Origin of the sequence: Desulfobacter curvatus DSM 3379, assembly GCF_000373985.1 — a bacterium.
Classification (GTDB): domain Bacteria; phylum Desulfobacterota; class Desulfobacteria; order Desulfobacterales; family Desulfobacteraceae; genus Desulfobacter; species Desulfobacter curvatus.
In genome coordinates this window covers 58,119-79,380 of the sequence record NZ_KB892979.1, presented here as the reverse complement: position 1 = coordinate 79,380, position 21,262 = coordinate 58,119, and the positions used below count along the sequence as shown (strand labels likewise).

Below are 21,262 nucleotides of genomic sequence, written 5' to 3'. Positions count from 1 at the left end.
GAATCAAGAATCAGCTACTGGAGGGGGGGCATTAGCAATACTGACTCGATTTTAATGAAATTTGCCTCTTTTTGGGGTACAAAATTGTCTAATGGTGAGGCCACGGGCTCTGTCCTTTTGACTTAGCTTAGACGCTGCATTTTTTAGGTAGAATTTTTATTAATGTTTAGACAGATATGGGAAACCTGAAAACTATTCCAAACCAATATATCTCCAGATCAAAACTGCTTAGCGTGTATTTACGCGCGGATGTTCGTGGTACCCTATATAGTGTCTGACCGAAAACCTGGAAATTTTGTCACGTCCAACTACGTCATCGGAAAAATTTGCAGTTTTCGGTCGGACACTATCGATAATCTTTATAGTTGATATTATATCGGCCAGCCTTATAGGAAAATTTTCTTACGGTGATGTTGATCAGTTTGGCTGCCTTGTTGATATTGCCCCGGGTATTTTTCAAGGCATCCATGAGGATTTCTTTTTCAAGGCTTGCCACGGCATCCTCAAGGGACAAGGGAAGGGTCTTGGATTTGGTACCGGTCTGAAGGGTTGCCGGCAGGTGGTAGGAGTGAATGGCGCCTTCATTGCACAGAATAACGGCCCGCTCAATGCAGTTTTCAAGCTCCCGGACATTGCCCGGCCAATGGTATTCCATCATCATGTCAATGGCCGGTGTGGTAATGCGTTTGATCTCCTTGCTATGCTCCTTTCTGTATTTTTCCAGAAAATGATCGGCCAAAAGAATGATGTCTGTCTTACGCATACGAAGACTGGGGATGTAAATGGGAAATACATTGAGCCGGAAATAAAGGTCATCCCTGAATTTGCCTTGCTGGACCATCTCCTCCAGGTTGGAGTTTGTGGCGGCCACGATCCTGACATCCGCCTTGATGGGCTTGTACCCGCCCACCCGCTCAAATTCTTTTTCCTGGAGTACCCGTAAAAGCTTTACCTGGGCACCCAGGTCCATATTACCGATCTCGTCCAGAAAAATTGTGCCTGTATTGGCGATCTCAAATTTACCTTTTTTTGTGGAGGACGCCCCGGTAAATGCCCCTTTTTCATGGCCGAACAGCTCGCTTTCAATGAGATTGTCGGGAATGGCCGCACAGTTGATCTTAATAAAAGGATTCTGGTTACGGTCCGAGTTGTAATGGATGGAATTGGCCACCAGTTCCTTACCCGTACCGCTTTCCCCGCGGATCAATACGGTTGCCGAAGAGGATGATACCTGGGAAATCATCTGGAGAACTTCACGCATTTTGTTGGAATTGCCAATGATATTCGAAAAACTGTACTTGTTCTCCAGCTCTGACTTCAACCGCATGTTCTCGGTTTTCAGCTGCTCTTTTTCCACCCGGATGGTTTCAATGTTGATGACGTGATGGGCCACCATGGTTGCCACCACCGCAAGCAGCTTTTCACCATTTTCCAGGGAGCGTTTGCCTTCATAGGGGCGGTCCGCACTGATGGCACCCACCACGCGGTTCTCTTTTTTGATGGGTACGCAGATAAATGAGTAGTCTTGCCCCTGGGCAAGATTTCGGGAATGGGTTTTGTCCAGAAATAAAGGCTCTTCACTGATTCTGGGCACCACGGCAGGTTTACCGGTCTGGATCACTTTACCGATGATGCCTTCCCCGGGCAGATATTTGATCTGTTTGGTTTTATCTTCGGAAATGCCGTGGGCTATTTCAATGCGGATTTCCCCGGTTTCACTATTGGTTAGAAAAATGATTCCCCTTACAAGATTCAGTGATTCAGACAGGACACTTAAAACCTTGAACAGGGATTTTTTCATGTCCATGTGCCGGTTTAATGATTGGCTGATCTCGTATAACAGAGAAGTTTCTTCAATGGACTTCATAAAAGGGTTTCCGCATCAATATTGTTACTTTTATTCTCATTCTAATCATTCTATTATCAGTTGCAACAAGGTTGTTGTTCCTGCACTACCTAAAATTGCCTAATGGAAATACCGCTTTATAGCATAAAAATCAAATTAAAAAATACAATTTTGAATTTTTTAATTTGATTTAAATTGGAAACGTTTCTGACAAATTGGAAATTATTATATCTTGAGCCTCTGAAATGTCCATGGAATAGGTGCTCGCCTTTGCAGACTGTTTGAACAAAAAAAGCAAAGAAAACTGACAAAATTTAAATTTCTGACAAGGGCATTGAAGATAACGAGTCGGTTAGGATATAAGTTGCGGTCGCCCAGTAGGATAAGTTATCCTTGGGCCGTTAAAAGAAGAAAGGTACACCTAATAATAATTATGACAGACATAACGCGCATACTGGTGCTCGGGGGCTGCAGAAGCGGCAAAAGCAGTTTTGCCAAACAGACCGCCGATCATATGGCCATGGACAAAAAAATCTATCTAGCCACCTGCGTGCCCACGGACAGGGAAATGGAAGAGCGGGTCAAACGCCACCAGGAGGATCGCGGACCGGGCTGGGAAACCATTGAAGAACCGATACGCATCCATGAAACCATTGACCGGATCTGTGCCCGGGCAAAGGTGATTCTGGTGGACTGCCTGACCCTTTGGATCTCCAACCTTCTGTTCCAGGGAAAGGATGAATCCGATATCATGGCGGCGGTGGATCTGCTCTTGGAAAGTTTAAACCGGTCAACCTGCCCTGTTATCCTGGTTTCCAATGAAGTGGGATATGGGATTGTTCCTGAAAACAGCCTTGCCCGGCAGTTCAGGGACATGGCAGGGCTTGTCAACCAGCGGGTAGCCCGGGCCGTTGACAAGGTTATTGTAAGCATGGCCGGTATTCCGGTCCAAATCAAACCCGGGTCCGGAAGCGGCCAGGGTTTTGGGAGCGTCGAACTTCAATGATCCGGACGGATAAACACGATTTTTTTACAGATTTACGGGCCTGTATGGCTTTTATTACCATTTTGCCCACGGGAAAAAACCCGGTATATTCTCCCCTGGGCATGATCCGCTTTTTCCCCGTGGTGGGACTGATCATCGGTGCCCTTCTGGTGATCACCGATTCTCTGGCATCCATGGTCTGGGCGGCACCTGCCGCAGCCCTTGTTGATCTTATTTTCCTGGTGGCCGTGACCGGTGCTTTTCACCTGGACGGGCTTGGCGATACCGCAGACGGGATATTCAGCCACAGGGGCCGGGAGCGGGCCCTTGAAATCATGAAAGATTCCAGAACCGGCATGATGGGACTGGTTGCCGTTGTTCTGGGGCTGGCGGCAAAATTTGCCGGGATCTGGTCGGTGAAGACCAGTTGTTCTCCGGTTCAGGCCATGACCATATTTTTCCTGGTGCCCGCTTTTTCAAGGGCTTCCATGATATTCGGCATAAAATATCTCAATTACGGCAGAAAAGGCGGGACAGGCAAGGACCTGTTTGACCGCCCGCTTAATTCAAAAGATTTTTACCTGTGCCTGATCCCACTAGCCTTTTCCCTGTTTCTGGGATATAAGGGTCTAATGTTAATTTTAGGATTTGCCATGGGATGTGTTGCGATTTTAACATTTTATAAACGTAAAATGAACTGCATCACAGGGGACATGCTGGGTGCCATGAACGAAGTGATGGAAGCCTGGCTATTCATGGTTGCCGGTATGAATATTATTTAATGATTCAAGGCCATGGCGGAAATAAGCAGCAGCTTGCAGACCGTATCGGATGCAGGCTTGAAGATATCATTGACATGAGTTCCAACCTCAATCCCCTGGGGCCGCCGAAACGCATCCACGCCTTTATCCGGGAAAACATCCATCTGATTCATGCCCTTCCCGAACCGGATGCCGCAAGCATGTCAAAGGGGTTTGCAGCGTATTACGGCATTGATCCAGGTTGTGTGATTGCCGGCAACGGCACCACCTTTTTTATCTATACCCTGCCCCTGGCCCTTGGGGCAAAAAAAGCCCTGATTCTGGGTCCGGCCTACGCCGACTACGAAGATGCCTGTGCAGCCCATCATGTAAAAACTTGTCACTATTTGGCTCTTGCCGAAAACAATTTTGTTCCGGATCTGGATCAGTTATCCACCGACGCCGGAAGGGCAGACCTGGTCTTTATCTGCAACCCGAACAATCCCACAGGCACCCTGATTGACAAACAGGAGCTGAAAACATTGATTTGCCGCCACCCAGACACCTGTTTTGTGGTGGACGAATCCTATCTACCCTTTGTTCCGGATGCAGAAGAGTTTTCCCTTGTAACGCAGACCCACCTGCCCAACCTTGTGGTGCTCTCCTCCATGTCCAAAATTTTCAGGATTCCGGGGCTGCGCACAGGTTTTTTAAGCGGGGCCAACGCCTTGATCCGAAAAGTCATGTTGCATTACCAGCCCTGGAGCGTCAATGCCCTGGCCCAGGCCGTGATCAAGGATATTTACGATCATCCGGGCGACATTTTGCCCTTTTACCGGCAGACCCGGGAATTTATTGTTAAAGAACGCCGGAATTTTATCCATGCCTTGGCTGGAACAGACGGCATCCGGCTTTTTGACACACCGGTCTATTTTGTGCCGGCCCGGCTGGACCGGATCTTAGCCGCACAGTTGTGCCGTCGGGTGGGACATGACAAATTTCTGATCAGGGATTGTTCCAATTTTAAAGGGCTGTCAGACCGGTTTGTCCGATTTTCCCTGAAAACCAATGAAATCAACCTGGCCCTGGCCCAAAGCATCAAAACAGCGCTGGCCAAGGAATACAATTAACCATGCTTTTTGATGTAACCTGGCAAATTTTAGCTGCCGCCTTTATCCTGGATCTCCTGGCCGGAGATCCGAGATGGCTGCCCCATCCCATTATCTGGATGGGACGGGCTATTTCGTTTTTTGAGCCTGAGTTCCGAAAACGGATTGAAAATCCATGCAGGGCAGGTCTTTTTTTCGCCCTGTGCCTGATTGCCGCATCCTTTGGCTTGACCTGGGCCGTTGTTTTCATCTCTGCCCGGATTCATCCGGTTGCAGCCGTTATTATTCAGACGATACTAATTTTTTACAGTTTTTCCACCCAAAGCCTGTACAAGGCTGCCATGGATGTTTTTAAGCCTTTGGTCAGGGGTGATCTGGCCCAAGCCAGAATCAAGGTGGGGTATATTGTGGGACGCCAAACCAAAGATCTGGATGAGGCGGGCATCACCCGGGCGGCCTGCGAAACCGTGGCGGAAAATTTCGTGGACGGATTTTTGTCCCCTTTGTGTTTTGCCCTGGTGCTCGGTGCGCCCGGTGCCATGATGTACAAGATGATCAACACCCTGGATTCCATGGTGGGGTATAAAAACGACACCTATATCCTGTTTGGCAGGGCCGCAGCCCGTATTGACGATGTGGCCAATTATATTCCGGCCCGGCTCTCCATCGCGGCGATTGTGCCGGCAGCAGCAATGCTTTCACTTTCCCGGGGCAGGCGGACGTTTTTCACGGCGCTCACCCAGGGCCGCAATCACAAAAGCCCCAACGCCGGATTCCCCGAGGCCGCCTTTGCAGGGGCGCTGGGCGTCCGGTTCGGCGGTCCCAATATCTACCACGGCAAGCTGGTGGACAAACCCTATATCGGCGGTGCGTTCAATGACCCCAAACCCGCCCACATTGAAAAGGCCTGTGAGTTAATGATGCTGTCAGCCCTTGTTTGCGTGGTATTTGGCTGTCTGTTGAGCTGGAGTCTGTTTTGATATGATGCAAAGACCTTTCAGGCTGGGCACGACATCCTTTATCTATCCGGATCATATCATCCCCAATGTTAAAAAAATCGGCCTCTTTTTTGACGAAATTGAACTTCTGGTATTTGAAAGTAAACCCGAAGCGGTGATTCCTTCCCGGGATGATGTGAGGGAATTGGCAGAACTCTCCCGGGATTTGGGCCTGACCTATAATGTCCACCTGCCCACGGATATCAATTTAAGTGCACCGGACATGCGGCTGCGCCGGGACGCCGCAGAGACCCTGAAACGGGTGATTGAGCGCTTTTCCATTGCGCCGGTCACAAGTTTCACCCTTCATCTGGAAATGGATAAACCCCTGCCATCAAAAGACGGCATTAAAACCTGGCAAAAAAATGCACGACAGGGGCTTGAATTGCTGGTGCCGGCCCTGGAAGACCCAACAAAAATCGGCGTAGAAACCCTGTGGTATCCCCCGGATCTTTTAAAAAATCTGGTCCATGAGTTTGGCCTGTCCGTGTGTGCCGACCTTGGCCACCATATCAAGTACGGGTATGGCATACCCCGCACCTTTAAACTGTTCGGCCCCAAAATCAATCTGATTCACCTCCACGGTGTGGATACGCGCCTTGAACCGCCCCAGGACCACGTCGGCCTTGACAAAATGGAACCGGACGAATTCAGGGAAATCGTGAACCACTTAAAAAGCTACACGGGCACCGTCTGCCTGGAGGTTTTTAAACTTGCCGATCTGCAAGGGTCTTTGGCTGCACTGACCCAAATTTTTAACGGCATCCCCTGTATATAAATCAATTGTTGTTCAATAAAATCAATCCGATAAAACACAACAATGCGCCTTAATTGCGCTTTACTCAACTCTTTGATTCTGATATTTTTAAAAGACAAATAAAATTTTTTGGCCCAAATTAAATCTTCTGTAAAAAACATCAGTCATCCCCTAAAAAAGGGTAGCCTCAGGATACGATGGTACGACGTGCATTTAAACTTATTTTCGTGATTTTTATCCTGCTTTTATATGACATACCGGACCTTTGCCATGCCCAAGATGCCGAAACCAATCATTTTCTTAAATCGCTGACCAAAGAAGAGCAGCAATGGCTTAAAGCCCATCCGGAGATCAGACTCGGGACGGCTTCTGACCGCCCCCCCTTTGAATTTATCGATGATCAGGGTCAATCCCAGGGAATAATTGCCGGCTATATTGACCGGTGGATCTCCCTTGATTATGAAAAAAAGATGGGCTGGCAAAAAGTTCTTGTGGTTTCAGTCACTGCCGTCCTTATTTTCCTGTTCATCATTGCGGTGGTGTTAACGGTCAACAGGAGATTGAAAAAAGAGATTGCCAAACGCCAACAGACTGAAAAACTATTATTAAAAAGCGAAGAACGCCTTCACTTTGCAATAAATGCGGCCAACGCCTATCATTGGCAGATCGATATACAGTCCGGGGAAATTACCTTTAGTTCATTACAACTTTTTGTTTCCGCAGGCTATTCAGAACAAGACGCACCGCGAACCCTGGATCACTATTTTTCTTTGGTGCACCCGGATGATTTTGGGTTGCTTGATGAAACATTTCAGCGGGTTCTTGAAGGAGAAACGACCTTAAAAAATGATCACCGGCTGCGCCATAAACAATCCGGGTGGATATGGATACATGCTGCAGGACAGGCCGTGGAATGGGATGCCCAGGGCCAGGTATCCAAAATCGCAGGCCTGACCATGGATATGACAGAACGATACAACCTGCTTGAAAAAATCACCCAGTCCCGGGAGCAATTGCGGATTATATCGGACCACACCCACGACTGGCAGTCCTGGCAGGACCTTGACGGCAGGCTGCTCTGGGTGAATAAGGCCGTTAAAAGAGTGACAGGCTATAGCGTGGCCGAATGTATGGCAATGGAGGACTATCCCTTTCAAATATATGATAAACGGGACTGGGATGCTTATAACAGGCTCACCAATATGACAATTGAGAGAACAGGAGGCCAGGAGACACAGCTTCGTGTACGCCGCAAAGACGGCAACCAAGTATGGGTGTCGTCGGCCTATGAACCGGTCCTGGACAAAAACGGCCGGATCATAGGGCTTGCCGGTGCGGCCAAGGATATTACAAAACAAATAAAAGCGGAGCAAGGCCTTCGCCTGTTATCCAAAGTTTTTAAGGACAGTTCGGACCCGATTCTGATCACGGATCTTTCCGGGAACATAATGGATCTGAATGAAGCAACGATTGAGGCTTACGGATATTCCCGGGAAGAGCTTCTCGGTAAATATATCGGAATATTTGCCGAGGAAGAAGAGCAGACCACGCACAACGCCCTTTACCGCCGCTGTATCAAGGGAGAAGTATTAAAAAATATCGAAGGCAGCCGGGTCAGAAAGGACGGGACTGTCCTTCCCCATCTGTTTACCTTTTCCCTGCTAAAGGATGACAAAGGCAAGCATCTGGGCATTGCATCCATTGCCAAGGATATTACCTGGATCAAGGAGGCGGAAAAGGAACTTGAAGACCACCGGAGCCACCTGGAAGATCTGGTAAAAGAGCGAACCCTTGACCTGGAAGAGGCAAGACAGGTAGCTGAAGAAGCCACGCGGGCAAAAAGTGATTTCCTGGCGAATATGAGCCATGAAATCCGCACCCCGCTCAATGCCATCATCGGCTTTGCCCACCTGGCCCTTCAGACCGAACTGGATTCAAGGCAGCATGATTACATCCACAAAATTCAAAACGGCTCCAAGGCGCTTTTAGGTGTTATCAACGACATCCTGGATTTCAGCAAAATTGAGGCCGGCAAACTCAGCATGGAGTCCATTGAATTTTTCCTGGAAGAGGTTTTGGAGACGGTTACCAATCTTGTGGGCATCAAGGCCCAGGAAAAAGGTTTGGAGGTCATTTACAACATTGATCCGAATATTCCCCACACGCTTATCGGAGACCCCATCCGGCTGGGCCAAATTCTTCTCAATCTGACCAACAATGCGGTAAAATTTACAAAACAAGGACAGATTGTTCTGGGGTGTGCATTGCTTGAACAAAAGGCAGATGAGGCCCAACTCGAGTTCTACGTCCAGGACACCGGCATCGGACTGACCAAAGACCAGCAGGACAAATTATTTCAGGCCTTTTCCCAGGCAGATGCCACAACCACCCGCAAATACGGGGGCACAGGCCTGGGGCTGTTTATCAGCAAATCCCTGGTGGAAATGATGAACGGTCATATCCGGGTGGAAAGCCGCTATGGACAGGGCGCCACCTTTATTTTCACCATCCGTTTAAAACGCGTTGGATTACAAACGATTACATCACGTTTTGCCGCCTCCGGCAACCGAAAGAAAAAAGTTCTGGTGGTGGACGATAATCACATTTCCCGTACGGTGCTGGAAAAAATGCTCAAGGCCATGTCCTTCACAGTCATCCAGGCTGACTGTGCAGAAGCAGGTCTGGAAAAACTGGAGACGGCCGGCAAACAGGGTGAACCCTTTGACCTGATTCTCATGGACTGGCAGATGCCGGGAATGGATGGACTGCAAGCCGCTGAAAAAATAAAAACCGCTCTGCAAAAAAAGCCCCCTTCGATTATCATGGTTTCAGCCTATGCCCGGGAGGAGTTAATGCAGAAGGCCGATCGCCTCGGACTTGACGGCTATCTGATCAAACCGGTTTCTCCGTCTTTGTTGTCCGATTCAATCATGACGGCGCTGGACGAAAAAATGCAGCCACGCGCCTTTCTGGCGCGAAAAGAGCAACTTTCCTGCGTGGCAAAAATCCAGGGCGCAAAACTTTTGGTGGCCGAGGACAACGAGGAGAACCAACAGGTGGCCAAAGGGATTCTGGAGAACAACGGTTTTGTTGTAGATCTGGCAGACAACGGTGTTCTGGCATTAGAAGCCGTACAGAAAACAGGATATGACGCTGTACTCATGGATATCAACATGCCGAAAATGGACGGGTACACCGCCTGCCGGGAAATCAGACAACTGCCGGGATTTAAAGATCTGCCCATTATCGCCATGACGGCCAATGCCATGACCGGTGACAAGGAAAAAGCATTGGCGGCCGGGATGAATGATCATGTAACCAAACCCATTGATGTCAAGGAACTGCTCAATGTCCTGGGAACGTGGATAAAGCCCGTCAAAAAAAAATCCGGCCAGGAAAAAGAAATCGTACCTAATAAAAAAGTCAACAATAGCGCATTGTCGGAAAATATAGGGCCTCTGCCGGGCATTAACATCCAGGCCGGAATAGAGCGCCTGAGCGGGGACACACTTTTATACCGGGATCTTTTAAAAAGATTTGCCGGGAATCAGGCGGATACGGCAAAAAAAATCCGGCAAGCCCTGATTGCCAAGGATATGAAAACAGCGCAAAGCCTTGCCCATACCATTAAAGGTGTTTCAGGCAATATCAGCGCAACCTTTGTTTTTGAATCAGCAAGGCGTCTGGACGATGCACTCAAAAACAAAGACATTCAAAAGGCCATGGCCCTGCTGCCTGATTTTTCAGTCCGTCTTTCAGAAGTTATTCAAGGAATTAATGGCCTTGAAACAGGTAAGGAAGGATTACAACAGGGACAGGGTGGCCCTGCCCCGGACCTTGAGGCACTGAAACCACAGATCATAACGCTTCAAAAAATGCTTGATGAAAATGATACCAAAGCTATTTCCATGGCCAAACAAATCAGAGATCAGATCCCGGGAGATTCGATGAAAGACCTGGTCGCTCAGCTTACCCGGGAGATTGATGAGTACGATTTTGATGAAGCCCAGCATACACTTCAAAAACTTTGCCGGGAAATGGGACTTTCGTAAGAAGACTATGGGCTGACCTGGTCTATCAATATACATCAACAACCAGGCGCAACCCACAACCACTGTTTTACTCGGTAAACGTAATCAGTTCCTTGCAAAAGGCATCGATTCTCTCGACCATGGCCTCCTCATCCTCGCTGGTGGGTACCCCCTGCCATTCGTAAAATCCGAGCAGATCCCAGCCCGACTTTCCAATTCTGGATTCAAAATCCCGCTGGGCCCCCCCAACCCATCCATAGGAGCCGTACCTGAACACCTTTTTATTGGTCACCTTCTTTACAAGCAGTTCGTCAATCACATGGGCCATGGGCGGAAAGACCTTGTACTCGTAGGTGGGCATGCCGAAAATAAGCCCGGCTGACTTCCAGGCGTCGGCCAGGATATAGCCGATGTCGTCGCCCGGGGCCTGGTAAACATGCACCGGAATCTTGTGTTTTCTTATGGTTTCAACCACAAGATTCAGCATGGATTTTGTACTGCCGTACATACTGGACCAGACCAGGGTAATCTCCCGTTCTGCCGGCCCCTTGCTGTATTCAGCATAGCGTTTGTAATGGTCGATGATCACGCCGGGGTTCTCCCGCCAGATAATTCCGTGAGAAGGGCAGATGATCTTGACCTCCAATCCGGACAATTTGGTCAGGCCCTTGAGTACAGGCCCGGAAAATGCGGCGACAATGTTAGCGTAATAGCGCAACGCCTCATTTTCAAAAAACCGATGTTTATCCGCGGAGAGCTGATCATCAAAAATGGTGTCGCCCTCCAACTTGCCGTATGAGCCAAAGGCATCGCAGGCAAATAAAATTTTTCGTTTTGTCTCATAGGTCATCATGGTTTCGGGCCAGTGGATGTTGGGTGTTTCAAAAAACTGAAGTTCATAGTCGCCCACTTCCAGTGTCATGCCGTCCGTGATGGCCACGGCCCGGTCTGCCGGCACCTCGCCAAAGGCGTCAAGCAGGGGAACGGCCTTTTTGGTACAGTAAATCACACCCTTTGTATTTTTTTTACAAAATTCCCGCAGCCAACCGGCGTGGTCCGGCTCCATGTGGTTTACCACGATGATATCAATATCCTCAACAGCCAGAGAGAGCTCTTCCATCTGTCCGGTAACGGCCTTGGGAAAGTCCATAATGTCCTGAGTCAGATCAATAAGCACGTTCTTTTCACCCTTGATCAGATAGGAATTTATGGAAATACCGTGGGGAATGGGCCAGATTCCCTCAAAAAGGTAATTCTCATCTTCGATATTAACCCCAAGACGATATATATCATCTACTATTTTTTGAAACTTCATTTTGCAATTCTCCTTGCACCCGGTTATTTTCTAAAATGGATTTAGAATGCCATGTTCCATTGGTAAAATCAATTTACAAAATGATTAACTTTTCCCGGCAGCAAGCGCCAGGTAACACGCGGCCTCTTTTTTCCTGCCCCGTTTCAGGCACCCGTTGGCAAATATCCGGCATTTTTCTCTAAATACCTTTAAAGCGGCCTGCTTCTGATCCGGGGAGAGGACACTGGACTCTATTAAATTCCGTATGGATTGTATCCGGTATTTATCCTGGGAGTGGGCAGCGGATAGTTGATCCCCATGCCCCCCGGTTTTAACCGTTAAGGGCGTGTCAATCAGATACACGGGCGTATCATGGGCAATACGCAGCCACAGGTCGTAATCTTCGCATACCGGAAACGCCTCGTTAAACATTCCCTTTTGGTCAAAGAGTTGTTTTCTGATCATCACAGCCGAAGGGCTGACCAGGCAGAGCTTTAAAGAAGGTTCAAAGATCATGCCTGAGGGTTTTTTATGTTTTTTCTTTGGATTGACCCGTTTGCCCTTTCTGATCCAGATTTCCTCGGTCTGGCAGATCATTGCCCCGGGGTTGGATTCAAAAAAGGCCATCTGGCAGGACAGTTTGTTCGTTTCCCAGGCATCATCAGAATCCAGCAGGGCAATGAAATTGCCCTGGCTTTCTTTAATCCCAAGGTTCCGGGCCGCACTCACCCCTTTATTTTCCTGAACCAAGACCCGGATTTGGCCTTTATATTCTGCCAGCACTTCCCGGGTTTCATCTGTTGACCCGTCATCCACCACAATGATTTCCCTGTGCGGGTAGTCCTGGGCAAGGGCTGAATCAACAGCCCTTTTCAGGGTCCATGCCCGGTTGAAAGTAGGAATAATGACACTGACTATATTTGTTTTTTGCACCATAATGCTAAAAAATGTAAAGCATCAAAAGGTAAGAAACAAGCTACTTAAGGCCCAATTTAAAAAATATTAGAAAAAAGTTGTAAACAGACTTTTTTTTTGGTAGAGCAGGATGGTGAATTTTTAATCAACCATGGGTGACAAAATTTTAGTAATGCGGCAATTAGATTTATCCTTAAACCTTATGAAGCAACTGAGACCAACCTTTCCATATTCCTTATGGGCACCCCTTGGTTCCAATACAAGTTCTGTCCATAATGATTACATTTGGAAAGTTTTGACAAGCACATTTAGATCTCATTAACACATGCCCAATTTTAATCCGGTTTAAACCGAGGATGAGGAAATTATGGCAAAAGGAAAAAACGTCAAACACATTATTGACAAGAGCTGGTGCAAGGGGTGCGGCATTTGCGTTCACTTCTGCCCCAAACAGGTTCTGGAACTGAACAGCGAAGAAAAAGCTGTGGCAGCCCGCCCTGAAGACTGCATTGCATGCAAGCTTTGCGAAATTCGGTGCCCTGATCTGGCAATTCAAATTTTAGTTGAGGAGGGGGAATAAATAATGGCTGAGAATATACAATTTATTCCAGGAAGCGATGCCTGTATTGAAGGCGCCCTGTATGCCGGGTGTGACTTTTTTGCAGGTTATCCCATCACACCGTCTTCAGAAGTTGCAGAGGGTTTATCTGCTCAGCTTCCCAAAAGAGGCGGTAAATTTATCCAGATGGAAGACGAAATTGCCTCCATGGCCTGTATCATCGGTGCAGCCCTTGCCGGAAAAAAGGTTATGACCGCAACTTCCGGCCCCGGCTTCTCCCTGAAGCAGGAAGGTATCGGATACGCCTGTATGGCTGAGGTCCCCTGTGTTATCGCAAATATCCAGAGAGGCGGACCATCCACAGGTAACCCCACCCATGTTGGCCAGGGTGACACGATGCAGGCCAGATGGGGCTCCCATGGCGATCACAGTATTATTGCCATGACAGCGTCCAACCTCCAGGATGTATTTAAAATTACGGTTAAAGCGTTTAACCTCGCAGAACAATACCGGACACCTGTTGTTCTTATGTTTGACGAGGCCACTCAGCACTTGAGAGAAAAAGTGGTCATTCCTGAACCCGGCGAGATCGAAGTTGTCGACAGAATCAGAACCACAATTCCCGTAGGTGAAAAATACTATCCCTATCTTACCGATGAAAACGGCCAGCGTCCCATGTCCGATTTCGGTGCAGGCCATCGTTTCCACGTGACCGGCCTTCATCATAACCTTATGGGATTTCCCGACGTCAGCCCTGCAAATGTTGACGCCCTGATCCACCATCTGGTAGATAAAATCGAAAGTAAAGCCAACGAAATCGCCATGTACAAAGAGTACTACATGGATGATGCCGACTATGTCATCGTTGCTTACGGCACAACAACCAGATCCGCCCTCCAGGCTGCCGAAGACTATCGCAATCAGTTTGGCATCAAGGTAGGCGTGTTAGAGCTTCAGGTTGTATGGCCCTTTGCTGACGACATTGTCAGAGAAAAATGTGCCGGTACCAAGGCTGTTATTGTAGCTGAAATGAATATGGGGCAGATTGTCAACGAGGTAAAACGTGTTGTGGCTGAGCCTGAAAAGGTTTACTTCTCCAACCGGGTTGACAACCAAATCATCAAGCCCACCGACATTAAAGCTGCGTTGAGAATGATCACAGGAAAGGGGGTATAGCATGAGCGATACACAATTTGATGTAAAAAAATATATCCGGGCTCAATTTTTCCCTCATATGTGGTGCCCGGGTTGTGGGCACGGAACTGTTATGGGTGCCCTGCTCAGGGCCATCCATGATCTGGGATTAGACAACGATGAGGTTTCCGTAGTCTCCGGTATCGGATGTTCTTCAAGAATCTCCGGGTATCTGGATTTCAACACCGCACATACCATGCACGGCAGAGCCCTTCCCACTGCCACAGGCGTTAAGCTTGCCAACCCCAACCTGAAAGTTATTGTCCCCTTTGGTGACGGTGACTCCACGGCCATCGGCGGCAACCACTTTATCCATGCCTGCAGAAGAAATATCGACATTACAGCCATCGTCATGAACAACCGGATCTACGGCATGACCGGCGGACAGTACTCACCCATGTCCGGCTGTGGTGTAAAAGCAAGTACAGCCCCCTATGGCGTTCCCGATCGTGCCTTTGATCTAATGGAACTGGCCAAAGGCGCAGGTGCAACTTTTGTGGCAAGAACTACCGTTTACCATGCCAAAGAAGCCCAGAATACAATCAAAAAAGCCATTGAACACAAAGGCTTTTCAGTAGTTGAAATTCTGTCCATGTGCCCCACCCAGTTCGGCAGAAAGAACAAGGCCGGTGAGGCGCCCCAGATGATGGAATGGTACAAGGACAATACCGTACCCATGGGTTCCAAAAAACTGGCAGATAATCCGGATCTTATTCAACGCGGCGTTTTTGTTGATGAAGAAGCTCTCGAATATTGCGACGCTTACCAAACAAACGTCATTGACAAGGTAATGAAGAAAGGATAGGCACAATGGAATCAACAGGAATGGTTTTTACAGCTTCTGGCGGACAAGGGGTCATCACGACAGCCATTATCCTTGCCAGAGCAGCTACAATCTTTGAGGGCAAAAACGCTATTCAGTCCCAGAGCTACGGAGCTGCTGCCCGTGGCGGCGCGACCCGTGCCGACATTTTAATTTCAGACGGCAATCTTTATTACCCCAAGGTTGAAGAGGCTGATGTTTTTGTCGCCCTGATGCAGGAAGGCTATGATAAATATGTCAACGTGATTAAACCGGGTGGCCTTATGATCGTTGACCCAAGATATGTTACAACCGGCAATGTCAATGCCAAGATCCTAGCGTTGCCCATGTATGACACAGTTGTTAAAGAACTCGGAAAACCGATTGTTTACAGTGTCTGTGTAGTTGGCGCTCTGATCGGTGCAACAGGCATCTGTAAACCCGAATCAGCCATAAGTGTTATTGAGACTGCCATGCCGCCGGCTTTCTTCGACCTGAACAAGCAGGCTCTGGAGCTTGGTATTACTTTAGGAAAAGAGGCTGCTTAAGACTAAATCGACAGATTGAACTTTAAGTTAAGCCAACTCGAATAGAGAAAAGGCCGATCCACTAAGTAATGTGTGAGATCGGCCTTTTTTATGTATAGGCGGACACCGAATCATCAAGAAAAATCCCCTGAAAATACCTGCTTGATCCTATCTATGATTTTCAGGCACTCATCATCTAATACCTGGACCTGAACAGTGAGATCGGTGCTTGTAACGTTTCCGGCATCTCCCAGTGATTCGAGTTCCTCTGCCAGAGTGGCGGCATTGTGGGCTGCTAAATATTTCAGCATTCCCTTCAGACGATGTGCATTTTCTTTTAATTCATCATACTCTTTTTTTTCAATGCAAGCTGTCATCTTGGACACAAGAGGTGGATAGTCAGCTTCGAAGGCCTGCAGGCACTTATCTAAAAGAGATTTTTTGCCTGCCATGATCCGTTTTAGTTCCTGCACGTCTATGGTCTTTTCTAAATCCCGGGTCTCTTTGGACGTTGCATCAAAACTGCTCTGCCAGATAACATTTTGAACTGCGTTGTTTAACGCTTCCGGGCTCAAGGGTTTTTCCAAAAATTCATCCATACCGTTATTTAAAAAAAGATTCTTGCCCTCCTGTGTGGAATGGGCCGTCAGGGCAATGATCGGTGTTCGTGGCAGATCCTTGTCCTTTTCAATGGCTCTGATGGCAAGTGCGGCATCAATGCCGTTCATTTCCGGCATCTGCCCATCCATTAAAATCAGGTCAAAATGATGGGAGCAAAACATCTTTACCGCCTCTTTGCCGTTTTCTACAATTTCAACCCGGCCTAAATTCAGCATTTTAATCAGGCCTGTGACAACCACCTGATTCATTTTGTCATCTTCAGCCAGTAAAATGTAATACCCACCGGGAAACGCCTTTTTATTATTCATTGTCCCACCTGATGATTCAATTCATATCAATGATCCGATGCCGTTAAACGCGCCGAAAAATCTTCTAATTCGCGTTTAAGTTTTGAAAACTGCTCTCCGATTTCCGGCAAAAGCTGCTCAAGGCGCCCTAGGTCTCCAGCTTTGCCCGCCTGTTCCATTTCCAGGGCGGTTTTTTGAAAAACGCCCGCCGCCACATAACCGGATGCACCTTTTATTTTATGGGCCTGGGTACCGCCTTTTTGCGCCCGGCCCTGTTTGACCAGTTCTGTCAGAATATCAAGTTGACCCGGCATGTCCTCAAGGAAGGTGCTGATGGCCGATGCGATAAGCTGTTTGTCTTCCATAAGGTTGGCCGTCAACGTCTCCGGATTGAAAGTATCTGCCTGACGTTCCTCATTTTTTTTCTCATCTACTTTTTTCTCATCTACAGTGGGCCGTTCCGGGTTACGGGGCTGGATGCGATTAAGCCATTTTTCAATCTTTTCAGCCAGGAGAATCGGATCCACCGGTTTGCTGATATAATCATTCATACCTGCATTCAGACACTTTTCCCGGTCACCGGCCATGGCATTGGCCGTCATGGCAATCACCGGAATATCCGGATGAATAACGTTGGATGCCGTATTTCGGATCATCCGGGTGGCCTCAAGCCCGTCCAGTTCAGGCATCTGCAAATCCATCAACACCAGGTCATATGGCATCTTTTCAAGGGAACGGACCGCCTCAAAACCGTTTGCCACGGCATCCACATAATAACCGAATTTTTCCAGAATACCCTTGGCAACGATCTGGTTTGTGATATTGTCTTCTGCCAGAAGAATCCTCACATTGGACTGTATGATTTCACCATCTAAATGTCCAATACGGCCATTTTCTTTCTTATCGGCCAATTCACCAAAAAGAACGGTCGCCAGGGTATCCCCAAGTTCCGAATAACGCACCGGTTTGGCAAGATATGCTGAAAAACCGATGGAGTCAAAATGACGCGCATCACCACGCCGGCCTAAAGAGAGCATCATCACCAATTTAATGTCTGCCCCAAACGGATCATTTTTGATGGCCAGGCTCAACGCGTCCCCGGTCATGCCGGGGAGATGCATATCCACTATCGCAAGGTCATAAAACATATTTTCCTGGGCGCTGCGCTTTAATTGTTCCAAAGCGGCTTCAGCATCTGCCGCTTCAGACACATCTGCCCCCATGCCGGCCAATTGCCCCATTAATATGTCCCGGTTACTTTGATTATCATCAACGATTAAAATACGGACATTTTTCAGTCGATCCGGCATGATTTTCTGATGATGACCGGTTTCAGATTTGGGCTGCTTTTTAAATTGGGCCGTAAACCAGAACAAAGCACCTGAATGGCGGCTTTCCGATGGGCTGATTCCGGGAACCGGTGAGACAACGCCGATATCTCCACCCATCAGTTGGGCCAATTTTTTAGATATGACAAGTCCCAGTCCTGTGCCGCCGTACCTACGCGTAATAGAGGCATCCACCTGGGTAAACTGTTCAAACAGATGATCCTGTTTATCCTGGGGGATACCCACACCGGTATCCTTTACTGAAAAATAAATGAGGGCCTCTTCTTTGGTTTCGTGCTTGAGGTGCGCCTGGATCACTACCTCGCCGGCTTTGGTAAACTTAATGGCATTACCGGTCAAATTGGTCAAAATCTGGCGAAGACGGCCCGGGTCTCCCTGGAGCAATCCCGGCACCTCGGGCGATGCCGCGCAGATCAGCTCCAGATCTTTTTCATGGGCTTTCAGGGCCATCATCTGGGCAAAATCATCCAGGAAGGCCGGCAGTTCAAAATTTAAAACTTCCATATCCAGTTTGCCGGCCTCAATTTTCGAAAAATCCAGGATATCGTTGATCAAGGTTAAAAGGGCATCGGCACTGGCCTTGACATTGCTGGTGAAAAAATGTTGTTCATCGGAGAGATTCGTATCCAGCAGCAGGCCTGTCATACCGATAATACCGTTCATGGGCGTCCGGATTTCATGGCTCATATTGGCCAAAAATTCGCTTTTTGCCCGGGTTGCTTTTTCAGCCCTGTCCGCCATCTGCGTTGCCAGGGCTGTCTGGTTTTTCAAATCTTCATTAACGGTTATTAATTTGTTTTGGGCCTTTTTAAGCGCCTTATTGACCAGCTCGGTTTCCATTAGAGAGTGCTGCAGCTTCTCCTGGGCCTGTTTGCGTTCGGTGATATCCGTATGGGTACCGAACATCATCAACGGCTTACCATCATGGGTTCTGGAAATTACCTTGCCTTTATCCTGCACCCAGACCCAGTGTCCGTTCTTGTGCTTCATCCTGCATTCAGCATTGTAAAGTTCCAGTTCCCCTAAGAAATGCCGGGCTAAAAGACTTTCTGTCTTTTTTAAATCATCCGGGTGAGACAGATGCGTCCAGGTATCAATGGAAACAGGCAACAACTCTCCAAGGCTATAACCACAGATCCGGGCCCATCGTTCGTTGAAGACGGTTTCTCCGGTCTGGACATTCCATTCCCAGGTTCCGACATCCGTACCTCTAATAACATTGGCCAGGCGTTCACGCTCTTTGGCAATCTGCATCTGCGCATTTACATAATCGGTCTGGTCGAACATATAGCCGTGAACTTGAACAACTTTTCCGGTGTCGTTACGCAGCAGACGGGTAAAATCATAAAACCACCGGTAGTCTCCGCTCTGGGTACGAAGCCTGTAAGTCTGCTCAAAATGCAAGGTGCCGTCTTTAATATATCCTGCGACTTCAGTTCCAACCTGTTTCAGGTCATCAGGGTGTATCAGTTCCGAATATCTAAAAGAGCCGGCCATCATCTGCTCTGGTGTGTACCCCAGAATCTGGGCAGCATTTCTAGACACAAAGGTCACGGGCCAGTGACGTTCCGGCAACCAGGAAATGGTGATCACCGGTCCTGCCGCAAAAAGATCCCGCTCTGCACGAAGGGCATCTTCTGCTTTCTGTTGCTCTGTGATATCCACAAAGGTTTCCAAAAGCGCCGGTTGCCCGTTGTAGGTAAAATGCCGGACGGTTTTGATAATCGGAATTTCAACACCGGATGCCGTTAAAAGTATCCGCCGGCTGTTATCCATGGTCTGCCCAAGGTCTGTGATCGGGCAGGCGCCTTTTTCCGTCGGGCAGATATATTGGATGCATTCATGGCCGACGATCCGATCCTGATCCGTACCGATGAGTTTTGCGGCGGTTGGATTGACATAACGGATCACATGATCCGCCTGGCTGATGATAGCCACCCCGGCATCCAGGTGTTCAAGAATCTCCCGCTGCCGGGATTCTGCTTCCGTCAAGGATGCCTGGGTTCGGGCCAACTCCTTAAAACTGTCATCCGCCATTGCTGCAATGGCTTGAAATTCATGAAAGGTATAATCAGCAGCAGAGACATCATGGGCTGCAATGGCTTTTTGGAGCATAGACAGCTCTTTATCAACACTTGCGGTCAAACGGCGGGAGACCATTCTTAAAAAAAGAACCACGCTTAATGTCAGGCTGAAAATGATTAACAGTTCCACAATAAATTTGTTGCGCAGCTGTCTTCCAAAGGACTGAATGTTGTTTTCAATATCATCCAGGTACAAACCGCTTCCAATCACCCACCCCCAGTCATTGAGTTTCCGTGCAAAGGAAATTTTCGGCACCCCCCGGCCAAGACTGGGCTTGTTCCATTGATATTGAACAAATCCGCCGCCGGAATTACCGGCCGCGCCGATCAAACTCTGTACGACTTTTATACCGTTGGGATCAGTGCTGTCCGAAAGATTTTTGCCCACCAGTTCCGGCTGAACCCGGTTAAGCAGCACAAGCCCCTTATCCGTGAAAACAAAAAGATACCCCTCCCCTTTGGCATAAACGTAGGTTTCAAGGCCTTTGATGACCTGTTTTTTAATGTCTTCGATTGAGACGCCTTTTTGGTCCAGGCGGAGACGCTCATAGTTGGTATAATCCACGGCCCGGTTGACAATTGTCCGGATCAGATCTTTTCTTTCATTAAAAATGCTATGCCGTATCTGTGCCATCTCATTTTTAGCGGCAAACCAGGATTGAACCGCCAGGCCTGTCACCAAAACAACGCTCAGCAAAATTAGCGCCTGGCGTAAATTATTGCGAAATACATCAGGCATTGACCGTGATAAAGAGGGGGCTGTCTTTGAAAAGAGCCTGATCAGGCTGTATCCCGCCAGCACAAAAAGCAGCAGTCCCAGCCCGGCGGCAATGGCAACAGGCCATGTTTCTAAATCCGGCCGGTTCCAGATTTGGGTATCCTGTGGCAGCAGATCAATGGGAAGGGTTTTGGATTTGCAGTTCAGATATTCAAACATGTGGGACCCCACTGTTTCCAGCGGCTGTCGCTTGCTGTCCAGATACGCGCTGAAAATTTCATGCAAAATACTGATTTAAATTTCATCTTAACGGACACCATATATCGAATTTTATATGAAAGTCTCCAGCAAGTAACTGGATTTTTTCTATCTTTGTTGTGGGCCGAAGTCTGTGTGCTGATAGACCGGGTCGGCCCATGGCCGTTATAAAGAAAACACCTGCCGCT

Annotated in this window: 15 protein-coding genes; 10 read left to right on the top strand and 5 right to left on the bottom strand. The window is 48.2% G+C overall.

Annotated features, from left to right (window positions below; all coding sequences use genetic code 11):
- Window positions 1-346: 346 nt before the first annotated feature.
- Window positions 347-1,867: a sigma-54 interaction domain-containing protein gene (locus B147_RS0107260; protein WP_020586559.1), complete on the bottom strand. Its 1,521-nt coding sequence runs from the start codon at window positions 1,865-1,867 to the stop codon at window positions 347-349.
- Between the two features lie 412 nt (window positions 1,868-2,279).
- Between B147_RS0107260 and cobU the strand changes: the two genes are divergently transcribed.
- The 6 genes from cobU (at window position 2,280) to B147_RS27730 (ending at window position 10,487) form a co-directional block, all read left to right on the top strand.
- On the top strand, window positions 2,280-2,852 hold the full coding sequence (cobU, locus tag B147_RS0107255) for a bifunctional adenosylcobinamide kinase/adenosylcobinamide-phosphate guanylyltransferase (protein WP_020586558.1): 573 nt from the start codon (window positions 2,280-2,282) through the stop codon (window positions 2,850-2,852).
- The gene (locus B147_RS0107250; RefSeq protein WP_020586557.1) at window positions 2,849-3,613 is read left to right on the top strand and encodes an adenosylcobinamide-GDP ribazoletransferase; all 765 of its coding nucleotides are present in this window, start codon (window positions 2,849-2,851) and stop codon (window positions 3,611-3,613) included. Before cobU ends, B147_RS0107250 begins: the two co-directional genes overlap by 4 nt.
- Complete coding sequence (locus B147_RS0107245; protein WP_020586556.1) at window positions 3,613-4,701, top strand: threonine-phosphate decarboxylase; 1,089 nt, start codon at window positions 3,613-3,615, stop codon at window positions 4,699-4,701. Before B147_RS0107250 ends, B147_RS0107245 begins: the two co-directional genes overlap by 1 nt.
- Before the next feature lie 2 nt (window positions 4,702-4,703).
- Window positions 4,704-5,660: an adenosylcobinamide-phosphate synthase CbiB gene (cbiB, locus tag B147_RS0107240; RefSeq protein WP_020586555.1), complete on the top strand. Its 957-nt coding sequence runs from the start codon at window positions 4,704-4,706 to the stop codon at window positions 5,658-5,660.
- Window position 5,661: 1 nt separating this feature from the next.
- Complete coding sequence (cbiR, locus tag B147_RS0107235) at window positions 5,662-6,456, top strand: cobamide remodeling phosphodiesterase CbiR (protein ID WP_020586554.1); 795 nt, start codon at window positions 5,662-5,664, stop codon at window positions 6,454-6,456.
- Window positions 6,457-6,632: 176 nt separating this feature from the next.
- The gene (locus tag B147_RS27730) at window positions 6,633-10,487 is read left to right on the top strand and encodes a response regulator (protein ID WP_020586553.1); all 3,855 of its coding nucleotides are present in this window, start codon (window positions 6,633-6,635) and stop codon (window positions 10,485-10,487) included.
- A 67-nt stretch (window positions 10,488-10,554) separates the two neighbouring features.
- On the opposite strand, the gene B147_RS0107225 is transcribed toward B147_RS27730, so the two are convergent.
- Both B147_RS0107225 and B147_RS0107220 read right to left on the bottom strand, forming a co-directional pair.
- A complete protein-coding gene (locus B147_RS0107225; RefSeq protein ID WP_020586552.1) occupies window positions 10,555-11,781 on the bottom strand; it encodes an FprA family A-type flavoprotein in 1,227 nt (408 codons plus the stop codon).
- An 84-nt stretch (window positions 11,782-11,865) separates the two neighbouring features.
- A complete protein-coding gene (locus B147_RS0107220; RefSeq protein WP_020586551.1) occupies window positions 11,866-12,696 on the bottom strand; it encodes a glycosyltransferase family 2 protein in 831 nt (276 codons plus the stop codon).
- A gap of 343 nt (window positions 12,697-13,039) precedes the next feature.
- Here B147_RS0107220 and B147_RS0107215 point away from each other — a divergent pair, with 343 nt between their 5' ends.
- From B147_RS0107215 to B147_RS0107200, 4 genes are read left to right on the top strand one after another with little or no spacing between them, the layout of a single operon-like run.
- On the top strand, window positions 13,040-13,255 hold the full coding sequence (locus tag B147_RS0107215) for a 4Fe-4S dicluster domain-containing protein (RefSeq protein WP_342662100.1): 216 nt from the start codon (window positions 13,040-13,042) through the stop codon (window positions 13,253-13,255).
- Between the two features lie 3 nt (window positions 13,256-13,258).
- A complete protein-coding gene (locus B147_RS0107210) occupies window positions 13,259-14,410 on the top strand; it encodes a 2-oxoacid:acceptor oxidoreductase subunit alpha (protein ID WP_020586549.1) in 1,152 nt (383 codons plus the stop codon).
- Between the two features lies 1 nt (window position 14,411).
- Window positions 14,412-15,233, top strand: coding sequence for a 2-oxoacid:ferredoxin oxidoreductase subunit beta (locus B147_RS0107205; RefSeq protein WP_020586548.1), 822 nt, complete (start codon window positions 14,412-14,414; stop codon window positions 15,231-15,233).
- 5 nt (window positions 15,234-15,238) lie between these two features.
- Window positions 15,239-15,778: a 2-oxoacid:acceptor oxidoreductase family protein gene (locus B147_RS0107200; RefSeq protein WP_020586547.1), complete on the top strand. Its 540-nt coding sequence runs from the start codon at window positions 15,239-15,241 to the stop codon at window positions 15,776-15,778.
- 113 nt (window positions 15,779-15,891) lie between these two features.
- On the opposite strand, the gene B147_RS0107195 is transcribed toward B147_RS0107200, so the two are convergent.
- Window positions 15,892-16,686 carry a response regulator gene (locus B147_RS0107195; RefSeq protein ID WP_020586546.1) on the bottom strand — a complete coding sequence of 265 codons (795 nt, stop codon included), beginning with the start codon at window positions 16,684-16,686 and terminating at the stop codon, window positions 15,892-15,894.
- Between the two features lie 26 nt (window positions 16,687-16,712).
- Window positions 16,713-21,035: a response regulator gene (locus B147_RS0107190; protein ID WP_157237809.1), complete on the bottom strand. Its 4,323-nt coding sequence runs from the start codon at window positions 21,033-21,035 to the stop codon at window positions 16,713-16,715.
- Window positions 21,036-21,262 lie beyond the last annotated feature (227 nt).

What these genes read in the sequence shown, in the direction of transcription:
- B147_RS0107225 (WP_020586552.1), bottom strand. Translation starts at nt 11,781, where the DNA reads ATGAAGTTTCAAAAAATAGTAGATGATATATATCGTCTTGGGGTTAAT.
- cobU (WP_020586558.1), top strand. Translation starts at nt 2,280, where the DNA reads ATGACAGACATAACGCGCATACTGGTGCTCGGGGGCTGCAGAAGCGGC.
- B147_RS0107205 (WP_020586548.1), top strand. Translation starts at nt 14,412, where the DNA reads ATGAGCGATACACAATTTGATGTAAAAAAATATATCCGGGCTCAATTT.
- B147_RS0107190 (WP_157237809.1), bottom strand. Translation starts at nt 21,035, where the DNA reads ATGTTTGAATATCTGAACTGCAAATCCAAAACCCTTCCCATTGATCTG.
- B147_RS0107260 (WP_020586559.1), bottom strand. Translation starts at nt 1,867, where the DNA reads ATGAAGTCCATTGAAGAAACTTCTCTGTTATACGAGATCAGCCAATCA.
- B147_RS0107220 (WP_020586551.1), bottom strand. Translation starts at nt 12,696, where the DNA reads ATGGTGCAAAAAACAAATATAGTCAGTGTCATTATTCCTACTTTCAAC.
- cbiB (WP_020586555.1), top strand. Translation starts at nt 4,704, where the DNA reads ATGCTTTTTGATGTAACCTGGCAAATTTTAGCTGCCGCCTTTATCCTG.
- cbiR (WP_020586554.1), top strand. Translation starts at nt 5,662, where the DNA reads ATGATGCAAAGACCTTTCAGGCTGGGCACGACATCCTTTATCTATCCG.
- B147_RS0107195 (WP_020586546.1), bottom strand. Translation starts at nt 16,686, where the DNA reads ATGAATAATAAAAAGGCGTTTCCCGGTGGGTATTACATTTTACTGGCT.
- B147_RS0107245 (WP_020586556.1), top strand. Translation starts at nt 3,613, where the DNA reads ATGATTCAAGGCCATGGCGGAAATAAGCAGCAGCTTGCAGACCGTATC.
- B147_RS0107210 (WP_020586549.1), top strand. Translation starts at nt 13,259, where the DNA reads ATGGCTGAGAATATACAATTTATTCCAGGAAGCGATGCCTGTATTGAA.
- B147_RS0107250 (WP_020586557.1), top strand. Translation starts at nt 2,849, where the DNA reads ATGATCCGGACGGATAAACACGATTTTTTTACAGATTTACGGGCCTGT.
- B147_RS0107200 (WP_020586547.1), top strand. Translation starts at nt 15,239, where the DNA reads ATGGAATCAACAGGAATGGTTTTTACAGCTTCTGGCGGACAAGGGGTC.
- B147_RS27730 (WP_020586553.1), top strand. Translation starts at nt 6,633, where the DNA reads ATGGTACGACGTGCATTTAAACTTATTTTCGTGATTTTTATCCTGCTT.